At 63.0% G+C, this 26,887-nt stretch carries 28 protein-coding genes; 24 read left to right on the top strand and 4 right to left on the bottom strand.

Translation table 11 applies throughout. From position 1 onward, the window contains the following. The 3 genes from PAN08_RS12790 to flgA all read right to left on the bottom strand — a co-directional run bounded on the left by PAN08_RS12790 (window position 1) and on the right by flgA (window position 1,348). Window positions 1–339, bottom strand: coding sequence for a flagellar protein FlgN (locus tag PAN08_RS12790; protein ID WP_269791858.1), 339 nt, complete (start codon window positions 337–339; stop codon window positions 1–3). Further along, window positions 336–638: a flagellar biosynthesis anti-sigma factor FlgM gene (gene flgM, locus PAN08_RS12785; protein ID WP_269791857.1), complete on the bottom strand. Its 303-nt coding sequence runs from the start codon at window positions 636–638 to the stop codon at window positions 336–338. Before flgM ends, PAN08_RS12790 begins: the two co-directional genes overlap by 4 nt. Window positions 639–703: 65 nt before the next feature. After that, on the bottom strand, window positions 704–1,348 hold the full coding sequence (gene flgA, locus PAN08_RS12780) for a flagellar basal body P-ring formation chaperone FlgA (protein WP_269791856.1): 645 nt from the start codon (window positions 1,346–1,348) through the stop codon (window positions 704–706). A 110-nt stretch (window positions 1,349–1,458) separates the two neighbouring features. Here flgA and PAN08_RS12775 point away from each other — a divergent pair, with 110 nt between their 5' ends. From PAN08_RS12775 to PAN08_RS12670, 22 genes are all read left to right on the top strand, one after another. After that, entirely contained in the window at window positions 1,459–2,403 is a 945-nt protein-coding gene (locus PAN08_RS12775; RefSeq protein ID WP_269791855.1) for a chemotaxis protein, read from the top strand. Between the two features lie 236 nt (window positions 2,404–2,639). After that, window positions 2,640–3,038, top strand: coding sequence for a flagellar basal body rod protein FlgB (flgB, locus tag PAN08_RS12770; RefSeq protein ID WP_269791854.1), 399 nt, complete (start codon window positions 2,640–2,642; stop codon window positions 3,036–3,038). 11 nt (window positions 3,039–3,049) lie between these two features. Beyond that, window positions 3,050–3,457, top strand: coding sequence for a flagellar basal body rod protein FlgC (flgC, locus tag PAN08_RS12765; protein WP_057633232.1), 408 nt, complete (start codon window positions 3,050–3,052; stop codon window positions 3,455–3,457). 26 nt (window positions 3,458–3,483) lie between these two features. Beyond that, window positions 3,484–4,155: a flagellar hook capping FlgD N-terminal domain-containing protein gene (locus PAN08_RS12760; RefSeq protein ID WP_269791853.1), complete on the top strand. Its 672-nt coding sequence runs from the start codon at window positions 3,484–3,486 to the stop codon at window positions 4,153–4,155. Between the two features lie 32 nt (window positions 4,156–4,187). Beyond that, entirely contained in the window at window positions 4,188–5,408 is a 1,221-nt protein-coding gene (gene flgE, locus PAN08_RS12755) for a flagellar hook protein FlgE (RefSeq protein WP_269791852.1), read from the top strand. Window positions 5,409–5,565: 157 nt separating this feature from the next. Beyond that, window positions 5,566–6,315 carry a flagellar basal body rod protein FlgF gene (locus tag PAN08_RS12750; protein WP_269791851.1) on the top strand — a complete coding sequence of 250 codons (750 nt, stop codon included), beginning with the start codon at window positions 5,566–5,568 and terminating at the stop codon, window positions 6,313–6,315. Between the two features lie 391 nt (window positions 6,316–6,706). Next, a complete protein-coding gene (gene flgG, locus PAN08_RS12745; protein WP_269791850.1) occupies window positions 6,707–7,492 on the top strand; it encodes a flagellar basal-body rod protein FlgG in 786 nt (261 codons plus the stop codon). Between the two features lie 19 nt (window positions 7,493–7,511). Further along, entirely contained in the window at window positions 7,512–8,201 is a 690-nt protein-coding gene (flgH, locus tag PAN08_RS12740) for a flagellar basal body L-ring protein FlgH (protein ID WP_269791849.1), read from the top strand. Between the two features lie 8 nt (window positions 8,202–8,209). Then, window positions 8,210–9,322 carry a flagellar basal body P-ring protein FlgI gene (locus tag PAN08_RS12735; protein ID WP_269791848.1) on the top strand — a complete coding sequence of 371 codons (1,113 nt, stop codon included), beginning with the start codon at window positions 8,210–8,212 and terminating at the stop codon, window positions 9,320–9,322. Window position 9,323: 1 nt separating this feature from the next. Then, on the top strand, window positions 9,324–10,514 hold the full coding sequence (gene flgJ / locus PAN08_RS12730) for a flagellar assembly peptidoglycan hydrolase FlgJ (RefSeq protein WP_269791847.1): 1,191 nt from the start codon (window positions 9,324–9,326) through the stop codon (window positions 10,512–10,514). Window positions 10,515–10,525: 11 nt separating this feature from the next. Next, window positions 10,526–12,403, top strand: a complete 1,878-nt coding sequence (gene flgK, locus PAN08_RS12725; protein ID WP_269791846.1) for a flagellar hook-associated protein FlgK — start codon at window positions 10,526–10,528, stop codon at window positions 12,401–12,403. After that, the gene (flgL, locus tag PAN08_RS12720) at window positions 12,403–13,605 is read left to right on the top strand and encodes a flagellar hook-associated protein FlgL (RefSeq protein WP_269791845.1); all 1,203 of its coding nucleotides are present in this window, start codon (window positions 12,403–12,405) and stop codon (window positions 13,603–13,605) included. The genes flgK and flgL overlap by 1 nt, the downstream gene beginning before the upstream one ends. A 67-nt stretch (window positions 13,606–13,672) precedes the next feature. After that, on the top strand, window positions 13,673–15,205 hold the full coding sequence (locus PAN08_RS12715; RefSeq protein WP_269791844.1) for a flagellin: 1,533 nt from the start codon (window positions 13,673–13,675) through the stop codon (window positions 15,203–15,205). A 291-nt stretch (window positions 15,206–15,496) separates the two neighbouring features. Then, on the top strand, window positions 15,497–16,969 hold the full coding sequence (locus tag PAN08_RS12710; protein WP_269791843.1) for a flagellin: 1,473 nt from the start codon (window positions 15,497–15,499) through the stop codon (window positions 16,967–16,969). Between the two features lie 351 nt (window positions 16,970–17,320). After that, window positions 17,321–18,685: a flagellar filament capping protein FliD gene (gene fliD, locus PAN08_RS12705; protein ID WP_269791842.1), complete on the top strand. Its 1,365-nt coding sequence runs from the start codon at window positions 17,321–17,323 to the stop codon at window positions 18,683–18,685. 111 nt (window positions 18,686–18,796) lie between these two features. Next, window positions 18,797–19,216 (top strand): flagellar export chaperone FliS, encoded by a 420-nt coding sequence (fliS, locus tag PAN08_RS12700; RefSeq protein ID WP_269791841.1) that lies wholly within the window; start codon window positions 18,797–18,799, stop codon window positions 19,214–19,216. Window position 19,217: 1 nt separating this feature from the next. After that, window positions 19,218–19,529 carry a hypothetical protein gene (locus tag PAN08_RS12695; RefSeq protein WP_269791840.1) on the top strand — a complete coding sequence of 104 codons (312 nt, stop codon included), beginning with the start codon at window positions 19,218–19,220 and terminating at the stop codon, window positions 19,527–19,529. Next, window positions 19,526–20,095: a PilZ domain-containing protein gene (locus PAN08_RS12690; RefSeq protein ID WP_269791839.1), complete on the top strand. Its 570-nt coding sequence runs from the start codon at window positions 19,526–19,528 to the stop codon at window positions 20,093–20,095. The genes PAN08_RS12695 and PAN08_RS12690 overlap by 4 nt, the downstream gene beginning before the upstream one ends. 80 nt (window positions 20,096–20,175) lie before the next feature. Further along, on the top strand, window positions 20,176–20,808 hold the full coding sequence (locus PAN08_RS12685) for a response regulator transcription factor (protein ID WP_269791838.1): 633 nt from the start codon (window positions 20,176–20,178) through the stop codon (window positions 20,806–20,808). Window positions 20,809–21,070: 262 nt separating this feature from the next. Further along, window positions 21,071–22,480: an RNA polymerase factor sigma-54 gene (gene rpoN, locus PAN08_RS12680; RefSeq protein WP_269791837.1), complete on the top strand. Its 1,410-nt coding sequence runs from the start codon at window positions 21,071–21,073 to the stop codon at window positions 22,478–22,480. A gap of 14 nt (window positions 22,481–22,494) precedes the next feature. Continuing rightward, window positions 22,495–22,875, top strand: a complete 381-nt coding sequence (locus tag PAN08_RS12675) for a response regulator transcription factor (protein WP_269791836.1) — start codon at window positions 22,495–22,497, stop codon at window positions 22,873–22,875. Further along, complete coding sequence (locus PAN08_RS12670) at window positions 22,868–24,349, top strand: sigma-54 dependent transcriptional regulator (protein ID WP_269791835.1); 1,482 nt, start codon at window positions 22,868–22,870, stop codon at window positions 24,347–24,349. The genes PAN08_RS12675 and PAN08_RS12670 overlap by 8 nt, the downstream gene beginning before the upstream one ends. A gap of 27 nt (window positions 24,350–24,376) precedes the next feature. On the opposite strand, the gene PAN08_RS12665 is transcribed toward PAN08_RS12670, so the two are convergent. Continuing rightward, window positions 24,377–24,532 (bottom strand): hypothetical protein, encoded by a 156-nt coding sequence (locus PAN08_RS12665; protein ID WP_269791834.1) that lies wholly within the window; start codon window positions 24,530–24,532, stop codon window positions 24,377–24,379. Between the two features lie 330 nt (window positions 24,533–24,862). Between PAN08_RS12665 and fliE the strand changes: the two genes are divergently transcribed. Further along, window positions 24,863–25,219, top strand: coding sequence for a flagellar hook-basal body complex protein FliE (gene fliE / locus PAN08_RS12660; protein WP_269791833.1), 357 nt, complete (start codon window positions 24,863–24,865; stop codon window positions 25,217–25,219). Between the two features lie 12 nt (window positions 25,220–25,231). Then, on the top strand, window positions 25,232–26,881 hold the full coding sequence (fliF, locus tag PAN08_RS12655; protein WP_269791832.1) for a flagellar basal-body MS-ring/collar protein FliF: 1,650 nt from the start codon (window positions 25,232–25,234) through the stop codon (window positions 26,879–26,881). Window positions 26,882–26,887: the final 6 nt, after the last annotated feature.

Raw genomic sequence — 26,887 nt, 5'->3', positions numbered from 1 at the left:
TCAGGCCACCGCGAGTGGGCGGCGGGTATGCATCGTCTGCGCCTGGCCCTTGGCGTCGTAGGCCGGGGCGTCTTCGCTGCGGCCGAGCTGACGCAATGCCCAGTTCACCTCACGGCGGCGGCGGGACAGCAGCACGCCGTTGGCGTGGTTGCGGTCGGCCAGTTCCTTCAGGCGCGCGGCTTCATGCAGCGGCGGATGCCGCTCCAGCTCACGCAGGGCGTCGAGCTTTTTGCCAGTGGCCGCGACCAACGCGGCGACGTCGTGCTCGACCAGCGCCTGTTGCTCGCCATCCAGCGCATCGCTCAGCCGCTGCAGCGGATCAGCCATGGTGAGGTTCATCCGCGCAGCTGCTGATCCAGATCCAGCATGCGCGAGGCGATGGCGTCCGGATCGATCCGGTAGCTGCCATTCTCCAGGGCCTCACGGACGGCTTGCACGCGGGCCATGTCAACGGCCGGGGCCGTGCTCAGCTCGCGCTGCATGGCCTGCAGCTGGGTGGCCTCGTCGGTCAGGCGCACGCTGTCCACGGACTGCACGGCCTGGGTCTTGGCTTCACCGGCCGGGGCTACCTTGGTGTTGACTGCAACGCTGCGCAGTTGCGCTGCGGCTGCGATTCCACCGTCGATTTTCTGGCTCATGTGACGGAAATCCTGATTCGGTTCAAAAACGTTAACGGCAATGGCCGGAGGTTCTTTAGCAAAAATTATCGGGTAACCAGCACATCGCCACCCGGCGCGGCGATACCCTGCATCACCCGGCGTGAAGACAGGTTCTCCACCGAGACCCGCTCGCCTGCCCCGGCATCCCCCAGGGCACGCCCGGCAACACGCACTTCCACTCCGCCGCGACGCGCCACCAGAGCCACATTGTCGCCACGACGAACAATTCGAGGCGCTACCAGATCGGTCGCTGACAATAAGCTGCCGGCCGACAGGGCACGGCGAGCTACCTGGCCGACAGCGGCCTCTGGCGCGGACAGCACCGCTCCGGCAATACGTGCAGTGTCGCGTTTCACGGTGCCGATATCGGCGGCGGCGAGGGTTTCTCCAGCGGCCACTCCGCGGTTGAGTACCAGCACCTGCTGCTCGCGGCGCACCTTTACCGGCACGAACAAGCGCCAGCCACTGCCTTGTGGGCAGGACACTTCGACCGTGGTGTTGGCCGTTGCGCGAGCCTGGAGAGGTGCCGGACAGGCTGGCAGGCGCAGCCCGGCATCTACGCCGGCCTCACCTTCTTCACCCGTCGCCAGCGTGGTCAAGGCGGCCGCACGGATCGATTCGACCGATTGGAAAGCACCGGCCCACGCCGCAACCGGCAGCAACACACATATACAAAGGAGCAGGCGCATGCGGGCAGAGCCTCCCGGCTATGAAGTACGCCCTACACAGGCAAGTGGCGTGCCAGAACTCGATGCCGCCGACGCTCAAGTTGCGCGCCCTGCCCGCCGATACAGGGTGCATGTCACAAGACCTGCTCAACCGCATCGACCAGCGCACGCGACTGGCCGGCCACAATCGCCTTGCGCTGCTGTTGTTCCGTCTCGGCGGCCGTCAGCTTTTTGGCGTGAATGTATTCAAGGTGCAGGAAGTACTGCGCCGCCCGGCGTTGTTCCAGGTGCCGGGCCTGCCGCCGCAGTTCGCTGGGGTGGCCGATGTACGCGGGCGCTCGGTACCGGTGCTCGACCTGGGCTTGGCCATCGGCCATCCGGAGCGGGAACCCGAGGCGGATCGATCGCCGGGCTACCTGGTGGTCACCGAATTCAATCGCTCGGTACAGGGCTTCCTGGTCAGCGGCGTGGAACGGATCGTCAATATCGCAGTGGAAGACATCCAACCACCGCCGGAGTTGGGGGCCGAATCCACGTATCTGACGGCGGTAACGCGCTTCCAGGGCGAGCTGATACAGGTGATCGACGTGGAAAGCGTGCTGGCCGATATCGCCCAGTTACGCGGCGAAGCGGTGCTGGATCCGTCCATGGTCCTGCCGGCCGATGCACCACCGATGCAGGTGCTGGTGGTCGATGACTCGCGGGTGGCGCGCCAGCAGATCCGAAGCGTGCTCGACCAGTTGGGCGTCACCGCCACTTTACTGTCCGATGGCAAGCAGGCGCTTGACCACCTGCTGCAGATCCACGCGGCCGGCGAGAATCCGGCTGAACGTTACGCCATGGTGATCTCCGACATCGAGATGCCAGCGATGGACGGCTACACGCTGACGACGGAAATCCGCCGCCACGCGGGCTTGGCCGGACTGTATGTGCTGTTGCACACCTCCCTTTCTGGCGTCTTCAACAACGCCATGGTCGAGCGTGTGGGCGCCAATGCCTTCGTTGCCAAGTACAGCCCGCATGAATTGGCGGATTTCGTACTGACTCGATTGCGGCATGTAGCTGAGGCAGCTTGAGGCTGGGCCTGAAAGGCCTTTAGAACGAAGAGCTTGCCCTCATCCACCCGTCGGGCCCCGTCTCCCGCAGGCGGATGAACGGACTCAGCTCCCCAACTTGTGCGGGACCCCATCCCTTCTCGTAGAACGGGAGAAGGGGCCCGACGGGCGGGTGAGAAGTAATTGTTCTTGCTTGCTCTCGCCTCTCTGGCACGCGCCTTGCAACTTCCCCGGCAACGTTCCGTGGGAGGTTCCACATGGCCAACCTGATTTCCGATTACCTGGGCATCCACGCCCAGGCCATGCCGTTGCGCGAGCAGCGCATGAAGCTGATCGCCAGCAACCTGAGCAATGCCGACACTCCCGGCTACAAGGCACGCGACCTCGACTTCGATGCCGCCCTGCGCCATGCCCAAGGCGCGACCGGCAATGGCCTGATGACCGCCACCTCGGAGCAGCATTTCGCCATCGGCGGTGATGGGCTCAATCCATTCCAGATCACCCGTGAGGCTGCTCAGCCCAGCCTGGACGGCAATACCGTCGACCCGGATACCGAGCGCGCCGCCTATGGTCGTGCAGCGTTGGAATACCGCGCCTCGTTGAGCTTCGTCGAATCGAAGGTGCGCAGCATGCTCACCGCGATCACCGGCCAATAAGGAACGCTGCCATGAGCAATCTGCCGATCTTTGACATCGCCGGCTCCGCCCTGAAGGCGCAGTCGGTGCGTATGAGCACCATCGCCTCCAACCTGTCCAATGCCGACTCCGTCGCCGGGTCGCCGGACGCGGTGTACCGGCCGTTGGAGCCAATCTTCCAGGCCGTCACCAGCCGCACCGACCCCAACCTCACGGGCGTGCAGGTCAAGGAAGTCGTGCAGAGCGATGCGCCGCCGATCAAACGCTACGAGCCCAATCATCCGTTGGCCGATGGCGATGGCTACGTCTACGCACCAGACGTGGACCCCGTCGCACAGATGGTCAATCTCATCTCCACCTCGCGCAACTACCAGGCCGGCGTGGAAATGCTCAGCACCGCCAAGGAACTTGCCTTGGCCACGCTGACCATGGGCCGCTGAGCCCATCACTGAAGGAAACCGCCGCCATGAGTACAGGCGTCAATACCGATCTCTACAGTTCGCTCGGCCTCAATGCGCCGAACAACACCAGCACCAAGAAGAAAGACACGCTGGACCAAGCGGATTTCATGCGCCTGATGACCACGCAGCTGCAGCACCAAGATCCACTCAAGCCGATGGACAACAGCCAGATGGTCGCGCAGATGGCGCAGCTGTCCACCGTGCAGGGCATCAACGACCTCAACAGCACGGTCAAGGGCTTCCAGGAGTCGATGTCCAGCGACCAGATTCTGCGTGGCGCCGCATTGGTGGGCCATGAGGTATTGGTGCCCTCGACCAAGCTGTCGCTGGAAGCCGAAGGCGGCGCCACCGGCACCGTGGCCGCACCCGGCGTAGGCACAGTGACCATCGACATCACCGATGCCAATGGCGTGAAGGTGGACCAGCTGAGCGTGCCTGCCGACGCGGCCGGTGAAGTGTCCTTCGACTGGGACGGTACCGATGCCGATGGCAAGCGCATGCCGCCGGGCAGCTACACCATCACCGCTACCCATACCGACAGTGCCGGCGCGCAGAGCAAGCTCAACACCTACGTGCAGGCAGAGGTGGAAAGCGTGACCGTCGGCGCTGACGGCCTGTACCTGAATCTCAAGGGCCTGGGCACCGCCCCGCTCGACTACGTGCTCCGCATCAGCTGAGCCAACCCACGCATTCCGCAGGAGTAAACGCCATGGGCTTCAACGTATCGCTGTCCGGCATCAACGCCGCCAACGCCGACCTGAACGTCACCGCCAACAACATCGCCAACGTCAACACCACTGGTTTCAAGGAATCGCGTGCCGAGTTCGCCGACCTGTTCAGTTCGACCAGCTACGGCCTGTCGCGCAATGCAGTCGGTGCCGGTGTGCGCCTGACCAACGTGGCCCAGCAGTTCTCGCAGGGCAACATCGACCAGACCGGGCGCAGCCTGGATCTGGCGGTCGAAGGCGAAGGCTTCTTCACCATGAACATGAACGGTGCGCGTGTGTATTCGCGCGCCGGCAATTTCCAGACCGATAACAACGGCTATGTGGTCAACCCGCAAGGCGCGCGTCTGCAGGTGTTTACGCCCAATGCCGACGGCACCAAGTTCGACGGCAGCCTGACCGACCTGCAGCTGCTCACCACCGACAGCCCGCCCAAGCAAAGCACCTCGGTCAACATGGCATTCACCCTGCCCGGCAATGCCGCCGCGCCCACGGTGGCCGCGTTCGACCCTGCGGACTCGAACAGTTACAACCACTCCACCGGTGGCGTCACCGTGTATGACTCGCTGGGCGTGAGCCATACGCAGACGTCGTACTTCGTAAAGACCGGCAATCCGAACGAGTGGCAAGTGCACAACTACGTTGATGGCCAGGCCGCAGGCGCGCCCACGCTGCTGCAGTTCTCCAACAGCGGCGCGTTGACCAGCCCGGTCGGCGGCAAGATCACACTGGATCCGTTCACTCCGACGACCGGCGCCGGCGTGGTCAACCTGACCCTGGATGTGACCGGCTCCACCCAGTACGGCGAAAAGTTCGCACTGCGCGACACGCGTCAGGACGGCTATGCCGCCGGCAAGCTCAACGAGATCAGCATCTCCGAAGAAGGCGTGGTGTATGCCCGCTACACCAATGGCGATGACAAGGCATTGGGCCAGGTCGCACTGACCACGTTCAACAATCCGCAGGGCCTGCAGAACCAGGGCAACAACCTGTGGTCGGAGACCTTCACCTCCGGCAGCCCGCGTACCGGTGCACCGGATACGTCCGATCTGGGCCAGGTGCAGGCCGGTTCGTTGGAAGCCTCCACCGTGGACCTCACCGAGCAGTTGGTGAACATGATCGTGGCGCAGCGCAACTTCCAGGCCAACGCGCAGATGGTTTCGACGCAGGACCAGATCACGCAGACGATCATCAATATCCGCTAACGCGAGAAACCCGCGATGAAGCGCAGGGAACAGGTAACCAGGCACTTCAAGTGATTGGTGACGTCCTGCGTTCCGATCTTCCGTTCACTGCCCTTCATCGCTGCCACCGCACACCTGAATCCTCGTTTCCCTTTCCCGGTCACATGATCCCCGCCTTATGGACAAAGCCCTCTACGTCGCCATGACCGGCGCCCGCGCTTCACTGCAGGCGCAGGCCACCGTGTCGCACAACCTGGCCAACTCGGATACGCCGGGCTTCAAAGAAGCGCTGGCCAACACCGAGGCGTTCCGCATCCAGGGGCCGGGCTTTCCGTCGCGCGTGGATGCTTTGCATGTAGATGCCGGTTTCAACCGCCGCGTTGGTGCGCAGCAGATCACCGGCAATGCGCTGGATCTCTCGTTGCAGCCGGGTAGCTGGCTGGCAGTACAGTCCGGTGATGGCAGTGAGGCCTATACGCGTGGTGGCGCATTGTCGTTGACGCCCAACGGCCAGTTGGTCACCGCAGAAGGCAACGCCGTACTCGATGACAACGGCAACCCGGTCGCGGTCCCGCCACATCAGGCCATCGAGATTGGTCACGACGGCACGCTGTCGATCATTCCGCTGGGTGAAGGCCCGCAGACGATGGCGATGATTGGCCGCCTACGGGTGGTAGACGCCGCCGACGATCAATTGACGCGGCGGCTGGATGGCTTGATGCGCAACACCAACCCAGAACAGCCCTTCGCGCAACGCCAGGGCAAGGCACTGGACAGCGGCATGCTGGAATCCAGTAATGTCGACGCGGCCGGCGCGCTGGTGCAGATGATTCAGCTGCAACGTCAGTTTGAAATGCAGGTGAAGGTCATCAAGCACGGCGATGAGAATGCACGCAGTGCGAACAGCCTGTTGCGATTGAACGGCTGACGTCGAAGCTGCAGGAACGGTAGGCGCGACAAGCACTGGAACGACTCCCTTGTCCCCCTTACGGGGCGACGGCAAGCGACTTGCGAGCCATCGGCTCGTGCATGACTGAAACGCCACGCACGCTGTGCGTGACCGGGACGCGGATCAAGGTGCCCCCATTGGTTGAATGAGGGCTGTTTTGGTCCTGAGGCAGCCCCTATTTCGCTACTGAAAGCGGCCTCAGCCCAACCCCGCTCCGGCAAACGGGAGAAGGGCCTTCGAAGCCACCTTTCGCTTCACGGCTTGCAGCCGTTTCCGTGCGCCAGCATCCCGACACCGTTTCTGGCACGCGCCATGCATTGACTGCAGCAAGGGCCATCGTGGCCGGCATCAGCAGCAGAGGAACCGCTCCATGAATCAGGCATTGTGGGTCGCCAAGACCGGCTTGGATGCGCAACAGACGCGCATGGCCGTTGTCTCCAACAATCTGGCCAACACCAATACCACCGGATTCAAGCGTGACCGCGCCAGCTTTGAAGACCTGCTCTATCAGCAGGTGCGTCAGCCGGGCGGTTCTTCATCGGCACAGACGCAGCTGCCTACAGGTCTGCAGCTCGGTACCGGCGTACGCGTGGTTGCTACGTCCAAGCATTTTGAACAAGGCAGCCAGCAGCAAACCGGTCGCGCGCTCGATGTCATGGTCAATGGTCGCGGATTCTTTGAGGTGATGATGCCGGACGGCACCTCGGCCTATACGCGCGACGGCAGCTTCCAGATCAATGCGCAGGGTGAAGTCGTCACCAACAGCGGCTACCCAGTGCAGCCCGGTATCCAGGTGCCCGAAGGGGCGCAGTCGATGACCATCGGCACCGACGGCACCATCAGCGTGAAGATGTCTGGCGAAGCGGCTTCGGTGGAAATCGGTTCGTTGACGCTTACCGACTTCATCAACCCGGCGGGCCTGCAGGCCAAGGGTGAAAACCTGTTTTTGGAGACCACCGCTTCCGGTCCCGCACAGAACGGCACGCCAGGCCTCAATGGTCTGGGCACCGTCGTGCAGGGAGCACTGGAAGGCAGCAACGTCAACGTGGTGGAAGAGCTGGTGTCGATGATCGAAACCCAGCGCGCTTACGAGATGAATGCAAAAGCCATCTCCACCACCGATTCGATGCTCGGCTACCTCAACAACAACGTCTGAGTTGCCCAGGAAATCCGCCATGAGCTGCACCACGCTACTGCGTCATCTTTCCGCCGCCATCGCCGTCGCCCTGTTAGGTGGGTGCGTGTTGGCCGGCGATGTCCGTCCGTATCCGGCGATGGCTCCCATCCAGCCCATCATTGCGCCATCGGCCGCACCGACGGCGGGCGCCATTTACGCTGCTGGTCCGGGGCTGAACCTTTATGGCGACCGTCGCGCGCGTGACGTCGGCGATCTGCTGACGATCACGCTGATCGAAAACACCACGGCCACTACCACGGCCAGCACCGCGATCAGCAAGGAGTCGAACATCGACATCGGCACACCGACCTTGTTCGGTGCGCCGGTAACGCTGGGTGGAAAAGACATCTTGGGTGCGTCTGCAGGCGGTGAACGTGATTTCGCCGGCAAGGGCAACAGTGCGCAGAGCAATCGCTTGCAAGGCAGCGTGACCGTCACCGTGATTCAGCGCCTGCCCAACGGCAACCTGGTCGTGCAGGGACAGAAGAACCTGCGGCTCAACCAGGGCGATGAGTTGGTGCAGATCCAGGGCGTTGTCCGCGCCGCTGACATCGCGCCGGACAACACCATTTCTTCCAGCAAGGTCGCTGACGCACGCATCGCCTACGGCGGCCGCGGTGCGATGGCGCAGTCCAACGCGATGGGCTGGCTGGGCCGCTTCTTCACGTCGGCGCTGGCGCCATTCTGAGCATGACCATGCGTACTTTCTCCTTACTTCGCTACGCAGTCGTCGCACTGGCATTGGCCTGCGCCATGCCCGCTCACGCCGAGCGCATAAAGGACCTGGCACAGGTTGGCGGCGTGCGTGGAAACGCACTGGTCGGTTACGGCCTGGTGGTTGGCCTGGATGGCAGCGGTGACCGCACCAGCCAGGCGCCATTCACCGTGCAGAGTTTGAAGAATCTGCTCGGCGAACTGGGCGTCAACGTGCCCAGCAACGTCAACCCGCAGCTGAAAAATGTGGCGGCTGTTGCCATTCACGCCGAGCTTCCGCCCTTTGCCAAACCCGGTCAGCCGATCGACATCACGGTCTCCTCGATTGGCAATGCGGTGTCGCTTCGTGGTGGCTCGTTGCTGATGGCTCCGCTGAAGGGGGCCGATGGACAGGTGTATGCCATTGCGCAAGGCAACCTGATCGTCGGTGGCTTCGGCGCGCAAGGCAAAGATGGCTCGCGCATGTCGGTCAACATTCCCAGCGTTGGCCGCATCCCCAACGGTGCCACGGTGGAACGCGCCCTGCCGGATGTGTTCGGCGCCAGCGGCGAGATCACCCTGAACCTTCACCAGAACGACTTCACCACCGTCTCGCGCATGGTCAATGCATTGAACGCCACCTTCGGCGAGGGTGCCGCTCGTGCGGTGGATGGCGTCACCGTTGCCGTACAGGCCCCGACCGACGCGGGAGCGCGTATCGGCATGCTGGCCCGCATCGAGAACGTGGAGCTGTCGCCGGGCACCGCACCGGCTCGCGTGGTGGTCAACTCGCGTACCGGTACCGTGGTGATTGGTTCGCAGGTGCGTGTCAGCCCTGCGGCAATCGCGCACGGCTCGTTGACGGTGACCGTCAGTGAGTCGACGCAGGTCAGCCAGCCCAATGCCTTCGCGGGCGGGCAGACCGTCGCCACACCGCAATCCACCATTACTGCCAGCAACGAAGGCAGCCGCATGTTCCGCTTCGACGGCGGTGCGACGCTGGATGAAATCGTGCGTGCGGTAAATGAAGTCGGCGCTGCGCCGGGCGACCTGATCGCCATCCTGGAAGCACTGAAACAGGCGGGCGCGCTGAGCGCCGAGCTTGAGGTCATCTGACATGCGTATCAGCGGCTCGCCACTGGAACTGAACCCGACCCTCGCCAACGACCCGGCGAAGATCGACAAGGTCGCACGCCAGCTCGAAGGTCAGTTTGCACAGATGCTGATCAAAAGCATGCGTGAAGCCAGCTTCGGCGACTCGTTGTTTCCCGGCGAGAACAAGATGTTCCGCGAGATGTACGACCAGCGCATGGCGGAGTCGATGACGCGCGGCCGTGGCCTTGGCCTGTCGGCAATGATCGCCCGCCAGCTCGGCGGCGGTGATGCCGCCAACACGCCGCCACTGGACGGCACCATCAGCCCGGCTGCCGCCGCACGCGCTTACCAGCTCGGCGCCCCGGCACCGGCGGCGCTGCCGTTGCAGACCGAATCGCCGGCAGATGTAGATCCTCTCGACGTCCTGGGCGCGAGCGAGCGTGCCGCCTACATGACGCCGCAGGCACAGGCGCTGGATTTGATCGCCGGCCGCGACACCAGTGACCTGCACGCAGCCCTTGGCAGCCACAATCCCTATCAACCGGCCGACGCCCTCGCTGCGCCGGACTGGACAATGCGCAGTGACAGCTGGAGCAAGGTCACCGCCGCCGAGCGTGGCGATGCGGTGGACACGACTACCGCCAACCTGGCTGCGAACCAACTGGGCACACACACACCGGAAGGCTTTGTCGCCAGCATCTGGCCGCATGCCGAACGCGCTGGGCGTGAGCTGGGCGTAGACCCGCGCGCACTGGTCGCGCAGGCCGCATTGGAAACCGGCTGGGGCAAGCGCCACATCCGCCGCGAAAACGGCGACAGCAGCCACAACCTGTTTGGTATCAAGGCCACCGGCTGGAGCGGCGAGCGCGCCACCACCGGCACTCACGAGTACGTCAACGGCCAGCGTCGCAACGAAACCGCCAGCTTCCGTGCCTATGGATCAGTCGGCGAGAGCTTTGGTGACTACGTGCGCATGCTGAAGAACAGTCCGCGCTACCAGGCAGCACTCAAGGCCGGTACCGATGTGCGCGGTTTCGCACAGGGCCTGCAGCGCGCCGGCTACGCCACCGACCCAGCCTACGCCGCCAAGATCGCCGCCATTGCCGCCGGCCCCACCATCGGACGTGCCGTCGCTGCCATCAGCGATGCAGGCGTCCGCATGGGCCAGAGCTTTGCCAGCACCGCCGGTTTGACCGGCATCACCCGTCGTTGAGATAGACGTCCATGTCCAATGTTCTTTCCACCGGTACCAGTGCCCTGCTCGCTTTCCAGCGTGCATTGGCGACCGTCAGCCACAACGTGGCCAACATCAAGACCGACGGCTACAGCCGACAGAAGGTAGATTTCGCCACGCGCAATCCCACCGATGTCGGCTATGGCGACGTCGGCAACGGCACCAAGATCACCGACATCCGTCGCGTTGCCGACCAGTTGGCCATCTCGCGTCTGCTCGACAGCAATGGTGAGCTGGCGCGGCTACAGCAGCTGTCCGGCATGGCGGATCGCGTGGATGCGCTGTTCTCCGATTCGGCCACGGGCGTTACCGGTGTGTGGTCAAACTTCTTTGATTCGATCAACAGCCTGTCGTCCAATGCGTCGGCTACCGCCGATCGCCGCAACGTCCTCGACAATGCGACGACCTTGGTCAATCGCTTCAAGCAGCTTAATTCCAGCCTGGATTCGCTGAACAGCGAGGTCAACAACGGGCTGATCGCCGGCGCCACCGAGGTCAACCGGCTGGCTACGGAAATCGCCCAGCTCAACGGCGCCATCGGCAGCAATGCTGCAGCGGCCGCGCCGGATCTACTGGATCGCCGCGATCAATTGATCTCGCAACTGGTCGGCTTCACTGGCGGCACCGCAGTGATTCAGGACGGCGGGGTGATGAACGTCTACTCGGCTGGTGGCCACGCCTTGGTAATTGGCACCACGGCCTCACAGATCACCACCGCCACCGATCCCTATCGCCCCGAGCGCCTGCAGTTGGCGATCAAGACACAAGGCATGACAGTCACGCTGGACAGCAATGCCATGGGCGGCCAGATCGGCGGCCTGATGGAATTCCGCGACACGGTGCTGACGCCGGCACAGGCCGAACTTGGCCGCATCACAGTAGGCATGGCGCTGTCGTTCAACCAGGCCCACACCGAAGGCATGGACATGTATGGCGAGATGGGGACGGACTTCTTCAACCTCTCGCCGCCCAAAATCTCTGCCAACAGTGGCAATACCGGCAGCGCCACGCTCACCGCGAGCTACGGCGACACAGCAGCGCTCGATGGGCAGAACTTGCTGCTGAAGTTCAACGGCACCAGTTGGGAAGCCAACCGCGCCGATACCGGTGCCCCAGTACCGATGGCCGGCACCGGCACCGCTGCTGATCCCTTCATGGTCAATGGCGTGAGTTTCGTTGTCGGCGGTACGCCCGCAGCCAATGACCGCTTCCTGCTGCAACCCACAGCTGGCGCCACCAGTGGTCTGTCGGTAGCCATCACCGATCCGTCGCGGATCGCCGCAGCCAACCCGGTGAAGGCGTCCTCGAACGTCGGCAACACCGGTACAGGCGTGCTCGGCAAGGTTGACGTGCTTGATGCGAACAACCCTGCCCTGTTGAACCCGGCCAACATCGCGTTCATCGACGCCGACCAATACACCATTGATGGCGCTGGCCCGTTCCCTTACACACCCGGGCAAACCATCAGTGCCAATGGCTGGAGCATGGTGCTCGATGGCAAACCCGCTGCTGGCGACAGTTTCACCGTCGGCAAGACGGCTGCCGGGTCGAGCGACAACGGCAACGCATCGCGACTGGCCGGTGTGGAAGATGCAAAAGCCTTCAACAACGGCACGGTGACACTCAACGGCGCGCTGGGCGGGTTGACCACGCAGGTCGGTTCGGCCGCCCGCGCGGCGGACTACTCGCTGCAGGCGCAGCAAGTGATCAATGACAACGCCAAGGCAACGCGCGATTCAATCTCCGGCGTCAATCTCGACGAAGAGGCAGCGGACATGCTTCGCCTGCAGCAGGCCTATCAGGCCGCCTCGCAGCTGATCTCCACTGCCGACACCATGTTCCAGACAATCCTCAGGGCGGTGGGCTGATGAACAACCGCATTTCCAGCAACATGATGTACGACCAGTCCGTGGCGTTGATGCTGTCCAAGCAAAGCAAGCTCTCGCATCTGGAGCAGCAACTTGCCACCGGCAAGAAAATCGTCACCGCAAAGGACGATCCCGTGGCTTCCGGCACCGCCGTGGGCATGGATCGTGTACTGGCCGAACTGGAGCAGTTGGGCAAGAACGCCAACACCGTGCAGAACCGTCTTGGCCTGCAGGAAAACGTGCTCGCTCAAGCCGGCGAGATGTTGACGCGCGTGTCCGACCTCACCGTCCAGGCCAACAATCCGGCGCTTTCGGTTGAAGACCGCAAGACCGTGGCCAGCGAGCTGAAGTCCATCAAGGATTCGCTGCTCGCACTGGCCAACACCACCGATGGCACCGGCCGCTACCTGTTCGGCGGCGCAGCCGACGCCAGCGCGCCATTTTCGTTGAGCAATGGCGTGGTCAGTTACAGCGGCGACCAGACCCAACGTCAGGTGGAAGTTGCACCTGGCACGTTCGTCAAGGACGCATTGCCAGGCAGCGAGATCTTCATGCGCATCCGCACCGGCGATGGCACCGTGGACGGGCGCGCTGCGGGCACCAACACCGGCCAGGCGGTGCTGACTGATGTCAGCCGCGACGCCTCCGGTGGCTGGGACGGCTCCAGCTACACCCTGCGCTTCACCGCGGCAGATACCTATGAAGTCGTTGACGCCAACAACGCCGTCGTTGGCACTGGAACCTACACCAGCGGCGAAGACGTCGTCTTCGAGGGCCTGCGCCTGCGCATTGACGGCGCACCTGCCGTCGGCGACGAATTCACCGTCGGCACCGCAGGTGCACGCGACGTGTTCGGCACCATCGATCAACTGGTGCAGACGCTGCAGATGGACACTTCCACCCCGGCCGCGCGTGCAGCCCAGCAGAACGCACTGCAGGCCAGCATCCGCGATGTTCGCCAGGCCTCCAACACCATGATCGATACGCGGGCAGCAGGCGGCGCCCAGCTCATCGCAATCGATAACGCTGCTTCGCTGCGCGAAGCCAACACCGTCACGCTCAAGAGCTCGCTCTCGCAGATGCGTGACCTCAACTACGCCGAAGCCATTGGGCAATACCAGCTCGAAGGCGCGGCGCTGCAAGCGGCACAGACCATCTTCAGCCAGATGCAGTCGATGTCGCTGTTCAACATGATCCGCTGATCCACATCCACGGCAGCACACCTGCCAATCCACACCGCAAGGCACCGAGCACAACGGAGACGTACCCATGGCACAGATCATCAACACCAACATCATGTCGCTGAACGCTCAGCGCAACTTGAACACCAGCGGTTCCAGCCTGGCTACTTCGATCCAGCGCCTGTCCTCGGGCCTGCGTATCAACAGCGCCAAGGACGACGCCGCCGGCCTTGCAATTTCCGAGCGTTTCACCACGCAGATCCGGGGCATGGATCAGGCCGCACGGAATGCCAATGACGGCATCTCGCTGTCGCAGACCGCCGAAGGCGCGCTGGGTGAAATCAGCAACAACCTGCAGCGTATCCGCGAGCTGGCGGTGCAATCACGCAACGCTACCAACTCGCCCTCGGACCGCACCGCACTGGATGCCGAAGTGCAGCTGCTGAAGGCCGAGATCCAGCGCGTGGCCGAGCAGACCAACTTCAACGGTACCCCGTTGCTGGATGGCAGCTTCCAGAACCAGGCCTTCCAGGTCGGCGCCGACCAGGGCCAGGTCATCAACATCGCCCAGATTGCCAACGCCAACATCAAGGAATTGGGCAACTGGAATCGCGTGGATACACCAGCGACCGCAGCAGGCGCTGCCGCAACCGGTGGTGCAAACGCCGGCACGCCGAATGCCACCGCAGGCACGATTGATGTCGCCGACTTCGGTGCTGCAACCGGCACCGCTCCCACGCTGACGTATCAGGGCTTTGACCTGACCATCAATGGCACGACCGTCAGCGTCCCAGGTGTCACCACCGGCACCAGTGCCGCCGATGCGCAGTCCAAGCTGTTGAACAACATTGCCACTGCGATCAACGGCAACGCCACGGTGGGTGGTGCAGCCGGCTTGCAGGTGAATACAACCACCGGCGTGATCACCAACGGCGGAAACACCGTGACGATCGCGGCGACCGGCCCCAATGCTGCAGAGTTTGGTGGCGCTGTCACCGTTGCGGCTGCCACCGGCATCGTTCCGGCCAACTTCTCCGCCGGCAACTTCACCCTGACCGGCACCAAGGGCACCGCCACCATCAACTTCGCCGCGGCTGGCGGCGGCGCGCAGCGTGCTGCTGACCTGGTCAAGGCCGTCAACAACCAGAGCTACAACACTGGCGTGACTGCATCGCTGGATGCCGGTGGCAACCTGATGCTGGCGTCGGCATCGGGCCAGTTCACCATTGCAGGCAGTGCTTCGCTGACCGAACAGACTGGCCTGACCGCTGCCACGACCACCAATTGGGTCGCAGGCACCGCTGAAACCGGCTTTGAGGACATCGACGTGCTTTCGGCCAATGCTGCCGACAACACGCTCAACGCCATCGATTCGGCATTGGAGTCGATCAACTCGGCGCGTGCGGACCTGGGTGCCATCCAGAACCGCTTCACGTCGACCATCGCCAACCTCAATACCTCCTCGGAAAACCTGTCTGCCGCTCGCAGCCGTATTCGCGACACCGACTACGCCAAGGAAACCGCAGAGCTGACCCGCACGCAGATCCTGCAGCAGGCCGGCACCGCCATGCTGGCCCAGGCCAACCAGTCGCCGCAGAACGTACTGAGCCTGCTCAAGTAAGCACATAGCACCTGTAGCGCGGAGCCAAGCTCGGCTGGAGCCTTCCTGCCAAGACTTCCTGCCGAGCATGGCTCGGCGCTACAGCACGACAGAAACGCACAAGCCCCGGGGAACCGGGGCTTGTGCGTTTTCATGGCGTTGAAATCACTTTCAGGCAATGCCCTAAAGCTCCCCGAAAACCTGCCGTTATTGGTATCAGCAGCGGTGCTACGGCTCCTACCCCCCGCCCCACTGCACCCAGTACCGGCCAGGTGATGTGCCGGACCAAACGCCACATAGGAAGCTCGAATCATGGCACAAGTCATCAACACCAACATCATGTCGCTCAACGCCCAGCGCAACCTGGGTACCAGCGGCTCCAGCCTGGCCACCTCGATCCAGCGCCTGTCCTCGGGCCTGCGCATCAACAGCGCCAAAGACGACGCTGCTGGCCTGGCCATCTCCGAACGCTTCAGCACCCAGATTCGCGGCATGGATCAGGCTGCCCGTAATGCCAACGACGGCATCTCGCTGGCGCAGACCGCCGAAGGCGCGCTGACTGAAATCGGCAACAACCTGCAGCGTATCCGTGAGCTGTCGGTGCAGGCCCGCAACGCCACCAACTCGCCGTCCGACCGCGAAGCACTGAACGCTGAAGTCCAGCTGCTGAAGGCCGAAATCCAGCGCGTGGCCGAAGACACCAACTTCAACGGCACCAAGCTGCTGGACGGCGGCTTCCAGAGCCAGTCGTTCCAGATCGGCGCCGACCAGGGCCAGACCATCGACATCGCCCAGATCGCCAACGCCAACATCAAGGACCTGGGTAACTGGAACAAGGTCGACACCGCCGCTACCGCCGCTGGCGTTGCTGCAGACGGTGGCTACGTTGCCGGCACCATTACCGCAGGCTCCGGCACCCTGGACCTGTCGGGTCTGACTGCCGCTGACGCACTGAGCTTCCAGATCGGTAGCCAAACAATCACCGTTGCAGCCGATGCAGCACGCACCACGGCCGCAGGCCTCGCAACCGCTGTTCAGGCAGCCGTTGGCTCCAGTGTTGCCGGCTTGACCGCCACCGTCAGTGGCACCGACGTCGATTTGAGCAACACCAACACTTCCGCGATCTCCGTCACCGGCGGGCTGACCGCAACGGTTACGGCACAAGCAGAGACCGGTGGCACCCCGGCAAGCTTCACCGCCGGCAACTTCACCCTGACCGGCACCAAGGGCACCGCCACCATCAACTTCGGCGCAGCCGGCAGTGGCGCACAGCGCGCTACCGATCTGGTCAAGGCGATCAACAACCAGAGCTACAACACTGGCGTTTCCGCTTCGCTCGATAGCGCAGGCAAGCTGCAGCTGGCTTCTTCGTCGGGCCAGTTCACCATTGGCGGGGGTGGCACCACCCTGACTGAGCAGACCGGCCTGACCGCTGACACCACCACCAACTGGGCGGCCGGCGTTGCAGCAACCGGCTTCAAGGATCTGGACATCTCCACCACGAGCGGTGCCGACAACGCACTGAACGCAATGGACGCGGCACTGAACACCATCAACTCGGCACGTGCCGACCTGGGTGCTGTGCAGAACCGCTTCACCTCGGTGGTTGCCAACCTGAACACCTCGTCGGAAAACATGTCCTCGGCACGTAGCCGTATTCGTGACACCGACTACGCCAAGGAAACGGCAGAGCTGACCCGCACGCAGATCCTGCAGCAGGCTGGTACCGCCATGCTGGCCCAGGCAAATCAGACCAGCCAGAACGTGCTGAGCCTGCTGCGCTGATCCAGTAAGCGGCACCCGGCAGCGACGTGAAAGCGTCATCGCCAACACAAGCCCCGCCCCTCAAAGGCGGGGCTTGTTGTTGTGGAAGAACGGGAGTGCCTGTGCAGGAGCGTCCACAGACGCGACGCCGGAAAACGTCCTGATCGTCGCGTTGCTGGCAACTACAGGTAAGCCCGCTCCAGCTGCATCACCAGCACCGCAACCATGATCGCTCCCGGCAATCCGCTCCCTTACCTGCTGGCACGCCACTTGCATTTCCCTGCGCGATCACCTGGCTAAAGCTATACGCCCTGGTGCCGATATCTGGGATGCCTGCTGCAACGTCATCCCCTTGCCGCAAGAGGAAACCCAATGGCTACGTCTTCCCTGTCCACCATCGGCTCCGGCCTGGACATCCCTACCATCGTTGCGCAATTGGTCGCTGCTGAACGCGCGCCTTCAGCCAACCGCATCAACAACCAGGGAACCACCGCGACCGCCAAGTTGTCGGCGCTGGGCAGCATCAAGAGCTCACTCAGCACCTTGCAGACAGCAATGGAAGCGATGGGCAAGGCCGCCGATGTGCGCGCCTATAAAACCTCCGTACCGGAAAAGAGTGGTTTCAGCGCCACCATCGTCACCGATCCTGCCACCGGCAAAACCTTGGCGGCTGCGGGCAGCTACAACATCGAAGTCGTCAGTCTGGCGCAACCGCAGAAGCTCAGTTCCGGCGCGTTCGATGCCGAAGCACTGGTTGGCGACGGCAAGCTTTCCATTGCCTGGGGCGAAGAAGACTCCATTTCGGTCGACATCGCTCCCGGCAGCAACCTGGCCAGCATCGCCGCTGCCATCAACAGCGCGGCAGGCGGCAAGGGTGTCAATGCCACCGTCATCACCGCCAACGACGGCCAGCACCTGGTGCTCAATGCGGTGAATTCAGGCACCGACGGCGCATTGAAGGTTACCGCCAGCGGTGGAAACGGCGGCCTGTCCGCACTGACCTGGGACGGCACCAGCGGCGGCTTGACCCAGACCAGCGCGCCCACCAACGCGCATGTTCGCGTGGACGGTTTTGACCGCGAATCCAGCAGCAACAGCATCAGCGACATCATCGCCGGCGTGACACTGGATCTAACCAAGGCCGAGGCAGGCACCACCACCGTCCTGAGCATCACCCAGAACAACGAACCGTTGAAAACCGCGGTACAGGCCTTTGTCACCGCCTACAACGCTGCCACCAGCCTGCTCAAGACGTCCAGCGCTTACGACGCAGAGAAGGACAAGGCCTCGGTACTGACCGGCGATTCGATGATCCGTGGCATGCAACAGCAGCTGCGTGGCCAGCTCAGCGCCAATGTGATCGACCTGAAGGAACTTGGCCTGACCATCACCAAAGATGGCACCTTGTCTTTGGACGCCAGCACCTTCGACAAAGCCATGGCCAAGAACCCTGCGGCCGCCGAAGCGTTGGTCGGAAAAAGCGGCAGTCTTTACGAGGGCATGAACAGCATCCTCAAGAGCAACCTGGACACCGGTACCGGCACGCTGGTGCAGCGCACCGATGCGCTCAACAAGGAAATCAAGAAGCTGGAGAAGCAGCTCGACGACCTCGACCTCCGCATGGAGAAGGTATCGGCGCGCTATACCGCCCAGTTCACGGCAATGGACAAACTGGTGTCGCAGATGCAGGGCACCAGCAGCTATCTCTCGCAACAGTTCGCCGCGATGTCCGGCTGACGGCCTCAAATACACTCAAGTCAGCGGCCCTGATGGCCGATAGCTGATCAAGCCACACACACGATGTATCGGCAGTCGTCTTCACTGCGCGAACACCAGGAGATTGAGTACATGTACGGCCCCAGCCGCAATTTCGCCGAGCAATACCGCCAAATCGGCGTCTCCACCCGCGTGGTGGATGCCGACCCGCACAAACTGGTCTCTCTGTTGTTGGAAGGCGCCAACGAGCGCATGCGTCGTGCCGAAGCCTTTCTGGCCCAGGGCGACCAGGCCCTGAAAGGCAAAGCCATCGGTGAAGCCTGTGCCATCGTCGGCCACCTCAATGGCTCGCTTGACCACGGCGCCGGCGGCGAAGTTGCCGGCAACCTGTCCGCACTTTACGACTACATCGTGCAACGCCTGACCGAAGCCAACCTCAACAATGACATCAACGCACTGCAGGAATCGCTTTCCCTGCTGGGCGAGATCGAATCGGCATGGAACGCGATCCCGCTCGAACAGCGCAGCCGCCCGGTCGCCAACGGAGCCTGACATGCCTTCTGACAACAGCACCGTGCTGCAGTCCCTGCAGGACGATCTGGAATCGCTCAAAAACGCCATTGACGCCGAAGATCACGCACAGGCCGAGAAAATCGTCAACGATCACGACCAGCGCCTGCGTGCTTACGTCCAGGCCAATGGCGTGGAAACGGAAATGCCGGCACTGCAACAGCTGCATAAACAGCAGCAGGCACTGATCGCGCGCATGCGTGAGCTGCGCGATGAAGCTGCCGCCCACTTGCGCCAGGAGCGGCAATCCACCCGCGCGGTCAACGCCTACCAACAGGCCGGCGCATTGCCATGACAACCCCCAGCCTCTCGCATCCCGCCGAAGTGGAACTGTTTGACGACACCCTGTCGTGTGACGTCACGCTACCGGTGATGTTTGAGGCCGGTGCAAGCGTGCAGCGCCCCGGAGCATCGGAAATGCTCCTGCGCAGCGTTGCGCTGGTGGAAGATTCGCGTGGCAGCGACGACAGCGAGGAGCGCGTCGAAAGCAGCGCGCAGCTGCAGCGCCTGGAAGCCCGCATGGATTTGACCCTGGTGCTGCTTGGGCGTCTGCTGCAGCAATCCAGCGCCGCATTGCCGGCACGCCCGGTGCGCTGGTCGCGTCACGGTCTGCGTATCGATCTTGAACACGCCACAGGCGTATCACCCGGCACCGACGGCCTAGTGAAACTGCAACCAGCGGACTGGCTGCCCGACACTATCGAACTGCCCGTAGTGGTGCTGGCCGAGACGGGTACAGCAGGTCACTTTCATCTGTGGCTACAGCTGCAGAATGCAAGCGATGCGCTCGGTTCAGCACTGGAAAGACACCTGTTTCGCCTGCATCGTCGTCAAATTGCCGACAGTCGGCGCAACCGTTGAAACAACCGGTACTTCTGGCCTGCTGGCGCCTGCTCCCCTGCTCCGTTAAGGTGCTGCATTCCGTTGAGTAACTCATTCCTGTGCGCGTTCTGATCGTTGACGACCACACATTGGTACGGGCCGGGTTGAGCCGGTTGCTGCAGTCGTTCGACGGTATCGAAGTCGTCGCCGAAGCCAGCAATGCCGAGCAGGCATTGGAAATGGCGTTGTTTCATGTGCCGGACTTGATATTGCTGGATCTGTCGCTGCCGGGTCGCAGCGGACTGGACGCATTAAGCGACATCCGCGAACGCATTCCGCATGCACGCGCGGTAATCATGTCCATGCATGACGATGCCTCGCATGTCCGTGATGCACTGGATCGCGGCGCGGTCGGCTTCCTGGTCAAGGACGCGGCAACGGCCGAACTGGAACTGGCGCTGCGGGCCGCACATGCCGGACAGGTGTTCCTGAGCCCACAGATCTCCGCCAAGATGCTGGCCCCGCTGCTGTCGCGTGCTCGCCCTACCGGCATTGCCGCACTGTCACCGCGTCAGCGTCAGATCCTGCGCTATCTGGGCAATGGTCAGACCACCAAGGAAATCGCGGCCGAACTCGGCATCAGCGTCAAGACGGTGGAAACCCATCGCGCCCGGATGATGGAAGTATTGGGCTGCCGCCGCGCAAATGACCTGCTGCTGCTCGCCGTACGCCACGAAAAAGACTTGGCCTGAGCCCGCAGGCGCCGCCAAACCTGCCGGACGTCACAGAAACGGGTTTCCGACGCCAACTGAGCATCAATCCTTGTAAATCAGCTACTTGGATAATTTCCAGCCAACTAAGGCGCCATATAACCGTCACCATGTAAGGGAAATCCCTACATGATGTGGGTGCTGCAACTACAGCCCTCAGGCGGGCACCTATTACGGCCCTGACAGCGGCCACGCAAGATGCGTTCCACAACGTGCCGTTGAAGCGGCGCAACGGGAAATACGCATGAAAACCACGCTGTCCGCACAACTGGGTCAACAGCTGCATTTGACCCCCGCCCTACTCCAATCCATTCGCCTGCTTCAACTCAACGGCATGCAGCTGGAGCTGGAGGTGCGGCAAGCGCTGGAAAACAACCCGCTGCTGGAGTTGAGCGAAGAGCGCGAAGACGCCGCCCCGTCCACTGCGGCCGATGAGGCGCAGGTCGAAACCGCTGCGTTCGACGAGCTTCCCGAAAGCACCATGTGGGACGTGCCCGCTTCCAGTTGGAACGGCGCCGATGACGACCATATGGCGCGCATTGCCGCTGGCGAATCCAGCGATCCGCAACTGCGCATTCTCAAAACGCTCGCACTGGAACTGGATCAAGCCGATCTCGTCATCGCCCGGTACTGGCTGGAACAGTGTGACGATGCCGGTTATCTGCAGGCATCACTGCCTGCACTTACTCAATTGGCGTGTGCGCGACTGGACCGCACTAGCGCTGATGTCGAAATGGTTCGCCAGCGCCTGCTGCATGGCGAGCCGGCCGGTATGGCGGCGGTCGATCTGCGGGAGTGCCTGTTGGCACAGCTGACCTCGTTGCCAGGCCGCGTCCCTGCGCGCCATCTCGCTGCACGCCTGTTGGATGCAGACATCCAACTACTCGCCAATCACGATCTCCCCGCCTTGGCGCAGGCCTTGGACGCGGAGCTGGACGATGTGCGTGAAGCATTCCGCCTGGTGCTGTCGTTGCAGCCGCGTCCGGCAGAAATTTTGCAGCCGCAACCGGAGTTGACCGTTATCCCGGACGTGGTGGCCTGGCACGCCGATGGCCAGTGGCGTATCGCGCTCAACCCGGCGACCACACCGCGACTGGGCATCAACGCCAGCTACGAGCGCGTGGTGGCCGACAGCGCAGGCGAAGCCGCACAGCCGCTGCGCGAACTGTTGCAGGAAGCGCGTTGGCTGACGCGCGGGCTGTCGATGCGTTACGACACGCTGCTGCGTACCGCGCGGGTGATCATCGAGCGTCAGGCTGCATTCCTGGTCAATGGTGAAGAAGCCATGGCACCGCTGACCCTGAAGGAAGTGGCTGACACCATCGGCATGCACGAGTCCACCGTGTCACGCATCACCTCGGGCAAGTACCTGCAAACGCCACGCGGCACGTTCGAGCTCAAGCACTTCTTCGCGGTACGACTGGAAGGCGCCAGCGTCTCCGGGCAGGCCGTCAAGGCCATGGTCAAGCGCCTGATCGACTCCGAGCCGGCTGCACGCCCCTTGGCAGACGAAGCCATCGCCGGACTGCTCGCACGCCAAGGGGTGAACATTGCCCGCCGCACCGTCGCAAAGTATCGCGAACAGCTTGATATCGCGCCGGCCCGTGAACGTCGCCGTTGCAACGCCAAGCCACCGCTGGCCCGTGTGGGCTGAAACCAAGGATTCCCATGAGCAAGCTCACCGTATTGCTGGTCGACGACCATGAAGGTTTCATCAACGCCGCCATGCGCCATTTCCGCAAGATCGACTGGCTGGAGGTTGTCGGCAGTGCCGCCAACGGGCTGGAAGCGATTGAGCGTTCTGAATCGATGCGCCCGCAGGTGGTGTTGATGGACCTGGCCATGCCCGAGATGGGCGGGCTGCAGGCCACGCGCCTGATCAAGAGCCAGGACGACGCGCCCTATATCGTCATCGCCAGCCATTTCGATGATTCCGAGCACCGCGAGCACGCACTGCGCGCCGGTGCCGACAACTTCGTCAGCAAACTGTCTTATATCCAGGAAGTCATGCCGATCCTGGAAACACTGAAGGATCCCAGTCATGAGTGAGTCGCGCATTCTGGTCATCGATGCCGATGCCGTCCGGGCCGAGCGCACCATCGCGCTGCTGGAATTCATGGATTTCAACCCGCGTTGGGTCAGCGAAGCACAGGACATCGACACCCGCCGCCATCGCGCCAACGACTGGATGGCCATCGTGGTCGGCGCACTGGAAGACGCTGATCGTGCGGCAGGCTTTTTCAACTGGCTGGCGGCTGCATCGCTGCCGCCGCCGATTCTGCTGGCGGAAAGTGATCCGCTGGCGTTTTCTCGCCACTACGGCCTGCATGAGGCCAACGTCTGGCCGCTGGAGCAGCCCATGCGTCATGCGCAGGTGGAAGCACTGTTGCGCCGTGCCAGCCTCAACCGCCTCGACGCCGAGCATCAGGCCAACACCAACGACGACACTGGCCCCACCGGCCACAGTCCGGCCGTCACCGACCTGCGCCAACTGATCGAGCAAGTCGCCAATTTCGACACCACCGTGCTGGTGCTGGGCGAATCGGGCACCGGCAAGGAAGTGGTGTCGCGCGCCATCCACCAGCGCTCGCCCCGCCGCGACGGCGCGTTTGTTGCGATCAACTGCGGTGCGATCCCACCGGATCTCCTGGAAAGTGAATTGTTCGGCCACGAAAAAGGCGCATTCACCGGCGCGCTGAGCGCACGCAAGGGCCGTTTTGAGATGGCCGAAGGCGGCACATTGCTGCTGGATGAAATCGGCGACATGAGCCTGCCGATGCAGGTGAAGTTGCTGCGTGTGCTGCAGGAGCGCAGCTTTGAGCGCGTCGGCGGCAACCAGACCATCCGCTGCAACGTGCGTGTCATCGCCGCGACCCATCGCGACCTGGAGCGCCGCATCGCCGAAGGCAAATTCCGCGAGGATCTGTTCTATCGCCTCAACGTGTTCCCCATCGACGTGCCCGCCCTGCGCGAACGCACCACGGACATTCCCGCGCTGGTGGAAACCATTGCCACGCAACTGGCACGCACCGGCCGCGGTGAAGTGCGTTTTACCCTTGAAGCACTTCAGGCATTAGCCGGCTATGCATGGCCGGGCAATGTGCGCGAGCTGACCAATCTGGTCGAGCGCCTGGCCGTGCTGCATCCCAATGGACTGGTGCGGGTGCAGGATCTGCCCAGCCGCTACCGCGGTGATCAACAGGCCCTGCAGGCTGCCCATGGCGACGACGAACGTCCACTGCGGCCGACCTCGACAACGGTGTCAGTTGCCAGCAGCCCGACGCCGATCAGCAATGGTGTGCATGCCACGCCGGCGCACGATCAAACCCATCTGCCAAGTGAGGGGATGGACCTGCGCGACCATATGGCCGGCATCGAACTGTCGCTGATCAACGAAGCGCTGGAACGCACCCAGGGCGTCGTTGCACATGCGGCCCAACTGCTCGGCCTGCGCCGCACCACGCTGGTGGAAAAGCTGCGCAAGTACGGCATCGAACGCGATCAGCTAGAAGCTACCGGCTGAGAGGGCTCAACCGAGCACCGCGTTGCATTACAGGCCTGCTACCTCGTAGGCCGAAATGAAGTACTCGTCGGTGCCACCGCCACTACAGATAGTGTTCGGTCGAGCGTAGCCACGCTGCGCCGGGGTTGTAACCGCACAAGACACCACCGAGCACGGCTCGGCAATACAGCAACGCAGGCGCATGAGCCGAGGCTGCACCGCCGCCAAGGCGGTTGTCGAGCCTCTAGAGCCCCGCCAGGTTGCGCCGGGCTTTTATCCGGAAGCCCCCGCTGAGCCCAGCACTGCATATCAAGGCAATGGAATCCAGGCACCTTTGCTACCGGCGACGCCCTTCCCGCATCACCACTGGCCTGCCCTGTGCCAACACTGATCGCCCCGTAACGCCGGAAACCCGACAGCACGCCCGATTGCAGACGTCGCATTCCTGCCCCGTGCCGGATTAATGGCTTCACATTCGTGGCACGCCACTTGCAACTGTGAAGGCAGAAAGCTCTCTCTCCGGAATCCGTTTCGATGTCTCATTCCATCACCTCTGTTCTTTCCCAGATCCGAACCCTGCAGACCCAGGTGGCTCAGGTTGCACCGCCTGCTGATATGCCGCGCAGCAATGCAATCCAAGGGCTGAGCGAAGGCCAGAACGTCAATGCGCCATCGTTCAGCCAGACCCTGCAGGGCGCCATCAAAGGGGTGAACGAGGCACAGCAGAAATCCGGGCAGTTGGCCGCCGCTTTCGAGCGCGGCGAACCCGGTGCTGATCTGGCCAAAGTGATGGTCGCTTCCCAACAGTCCCAGCTGGCGTTCCGCGCCACCGTGGAAGTCCGCAACCGTCTCGTCCAGGCTTATCAGGACGTGATGAACATGCCGCTGTAAGGATAGAAACGCATGGCCCTCGCGCTTCCAAAAGATTCGTTGAACACCCAACAGGCAGGTGCCTGGTTCGACCGCCTGCAAAGCCTGCAGATCACCCGTCGCCTGGGATTGATGGCGATGATCACCGTGGCTGTGGCAGCGGGGTTGCTCGTGTTTTTCTGGGCGCAGAAGCCACAGATGATGCCGCTCTACACCGGGCTGGATCAGAAGGCGACCGCCGAGGCCACCGACCTGCTGCGTGCCGCGCAGATTCCGTTTGAACTCAATGCCACCACCGGCGCCATCAGCGTGCCGGAGAAGAACGTGCATGACGCTCGCCTCAAGCTGGCAGGCTCCGGCCTGACCGAGAGCGGCCGTCTGGGTTTTGAAATGATGGAGCGCGACCCGGGCTTCGGCGTCAGCCAGTTCGTTGAAAGCGCCCGCTACCAGCACGCGCTGGAAACCGAACTGGTGCGCACCATCTCCACCCTGCGCCCGGTGCGTGACGCCCGCGTGCATCTGGCCATTCCCAAGCCCAGCGCCTTCACCCGTCAGCGCGATGTCGCCAGCGCGTCGGTGGTGCTGGAACTGCGCGGGGGCCAACAGCTGGAACGCAACCAGGTGGACGCCATCGTGCACATGGTCGCGTCGAGCATTCCGGATCTCGCCCCCGAGCGCGTGACCGTGGTCGACCAGAGCGGCCGCATGCTGACCATCGCCGACCCCAACAGCGATGCCGCACTCAATGCTGCGCAGTTTGATCAGGTGCGCCGCCTGGAAGGTTCGTACAACCAACGCATCCGTGAACTGCTGGAGCCGATGGCCGGCGCTGGCCGCGTCAATCCGGAAGTCAGCGTGGACATGGACTTCTCCGTCACCGAAGAAGCGCGCGAGCTGTACAACGCCGAGCCCCAGAAGATCCGCAGCGAGCAGATCAGCGAAAACTCCACCAGCACCGCTGGCCCACAGGGCATCCCCGGCGCTGCCAGCAATACCCCACCGGGTGCAGCGGCAACGCCTCCGCCGGCCACGGCAGCGGCGCCGACGGAAACCTCCAAGAACGCCACCCGCAATTACGAGTTGGACCGCACCCTGCAGCACACCCGCCAGCCGGCAGGCCGGGTCAAGCGTGTATCCGTGGCGGTACTGGTCGATCACGTGCCGCGTGCCGGCGCCAACGGCAAGGTCAGCGATCAGCCGCTCAGCGCGGCCGAGCTCACCCGCGTCGAAGCGCTGGTCAAGCAGGCCGTGGGCTTCAGTGCCGAGCGTGGCGACACCGTGTCGGTGATGAACGCACCGTTCGTGCGTGAAACCATCCCGGTGGAAACCCCCAACTGGTGGGAGAACCCGCAGCTGCGTGATGCACTGCGCCTGGTACTCGGCGCCATCGTGGTACTGGCCCTGTTGTTCGGTGTGTTGCGCCCGGCGCTGCGCCAGATTTCCGGCCCACCCAAGGCACTGCCGGGCAAGAACGACGACCCGCTCAGCGCCGACGTGCAGGTGCTGGACGATGGCGCGCAGATGCCCGAACTGGCGGCTGACCGTCTGCGTCTGGACAACGACGCCAAGCTCGCCCTGCCGGTCGATGCGTATGAAGAACGCCTACGTATGGCGCGCGAGGCAGTGCGCACGGATTCCAAGCGTGTCGCACAAGTAGTGAAGGGCTGGGTGGCAAATGACTGACGTAGT

The sequence above is a fragment of the Stenotrophomonas sp. Iso1 genome, from assembly GCF_027497995.1.
In the GTDB taxonomy this organism is placed as follows: Bacteria; Pseudomonadota; Gammaproteobacteria; order Xanthomonadales; family Xanthomonadaceae; genus Stenotrophomonas.
Note: the sequence above shows the minus strand (reverse complement) of the source record. Positions and strands in the feature narration are given on the sequence as shown.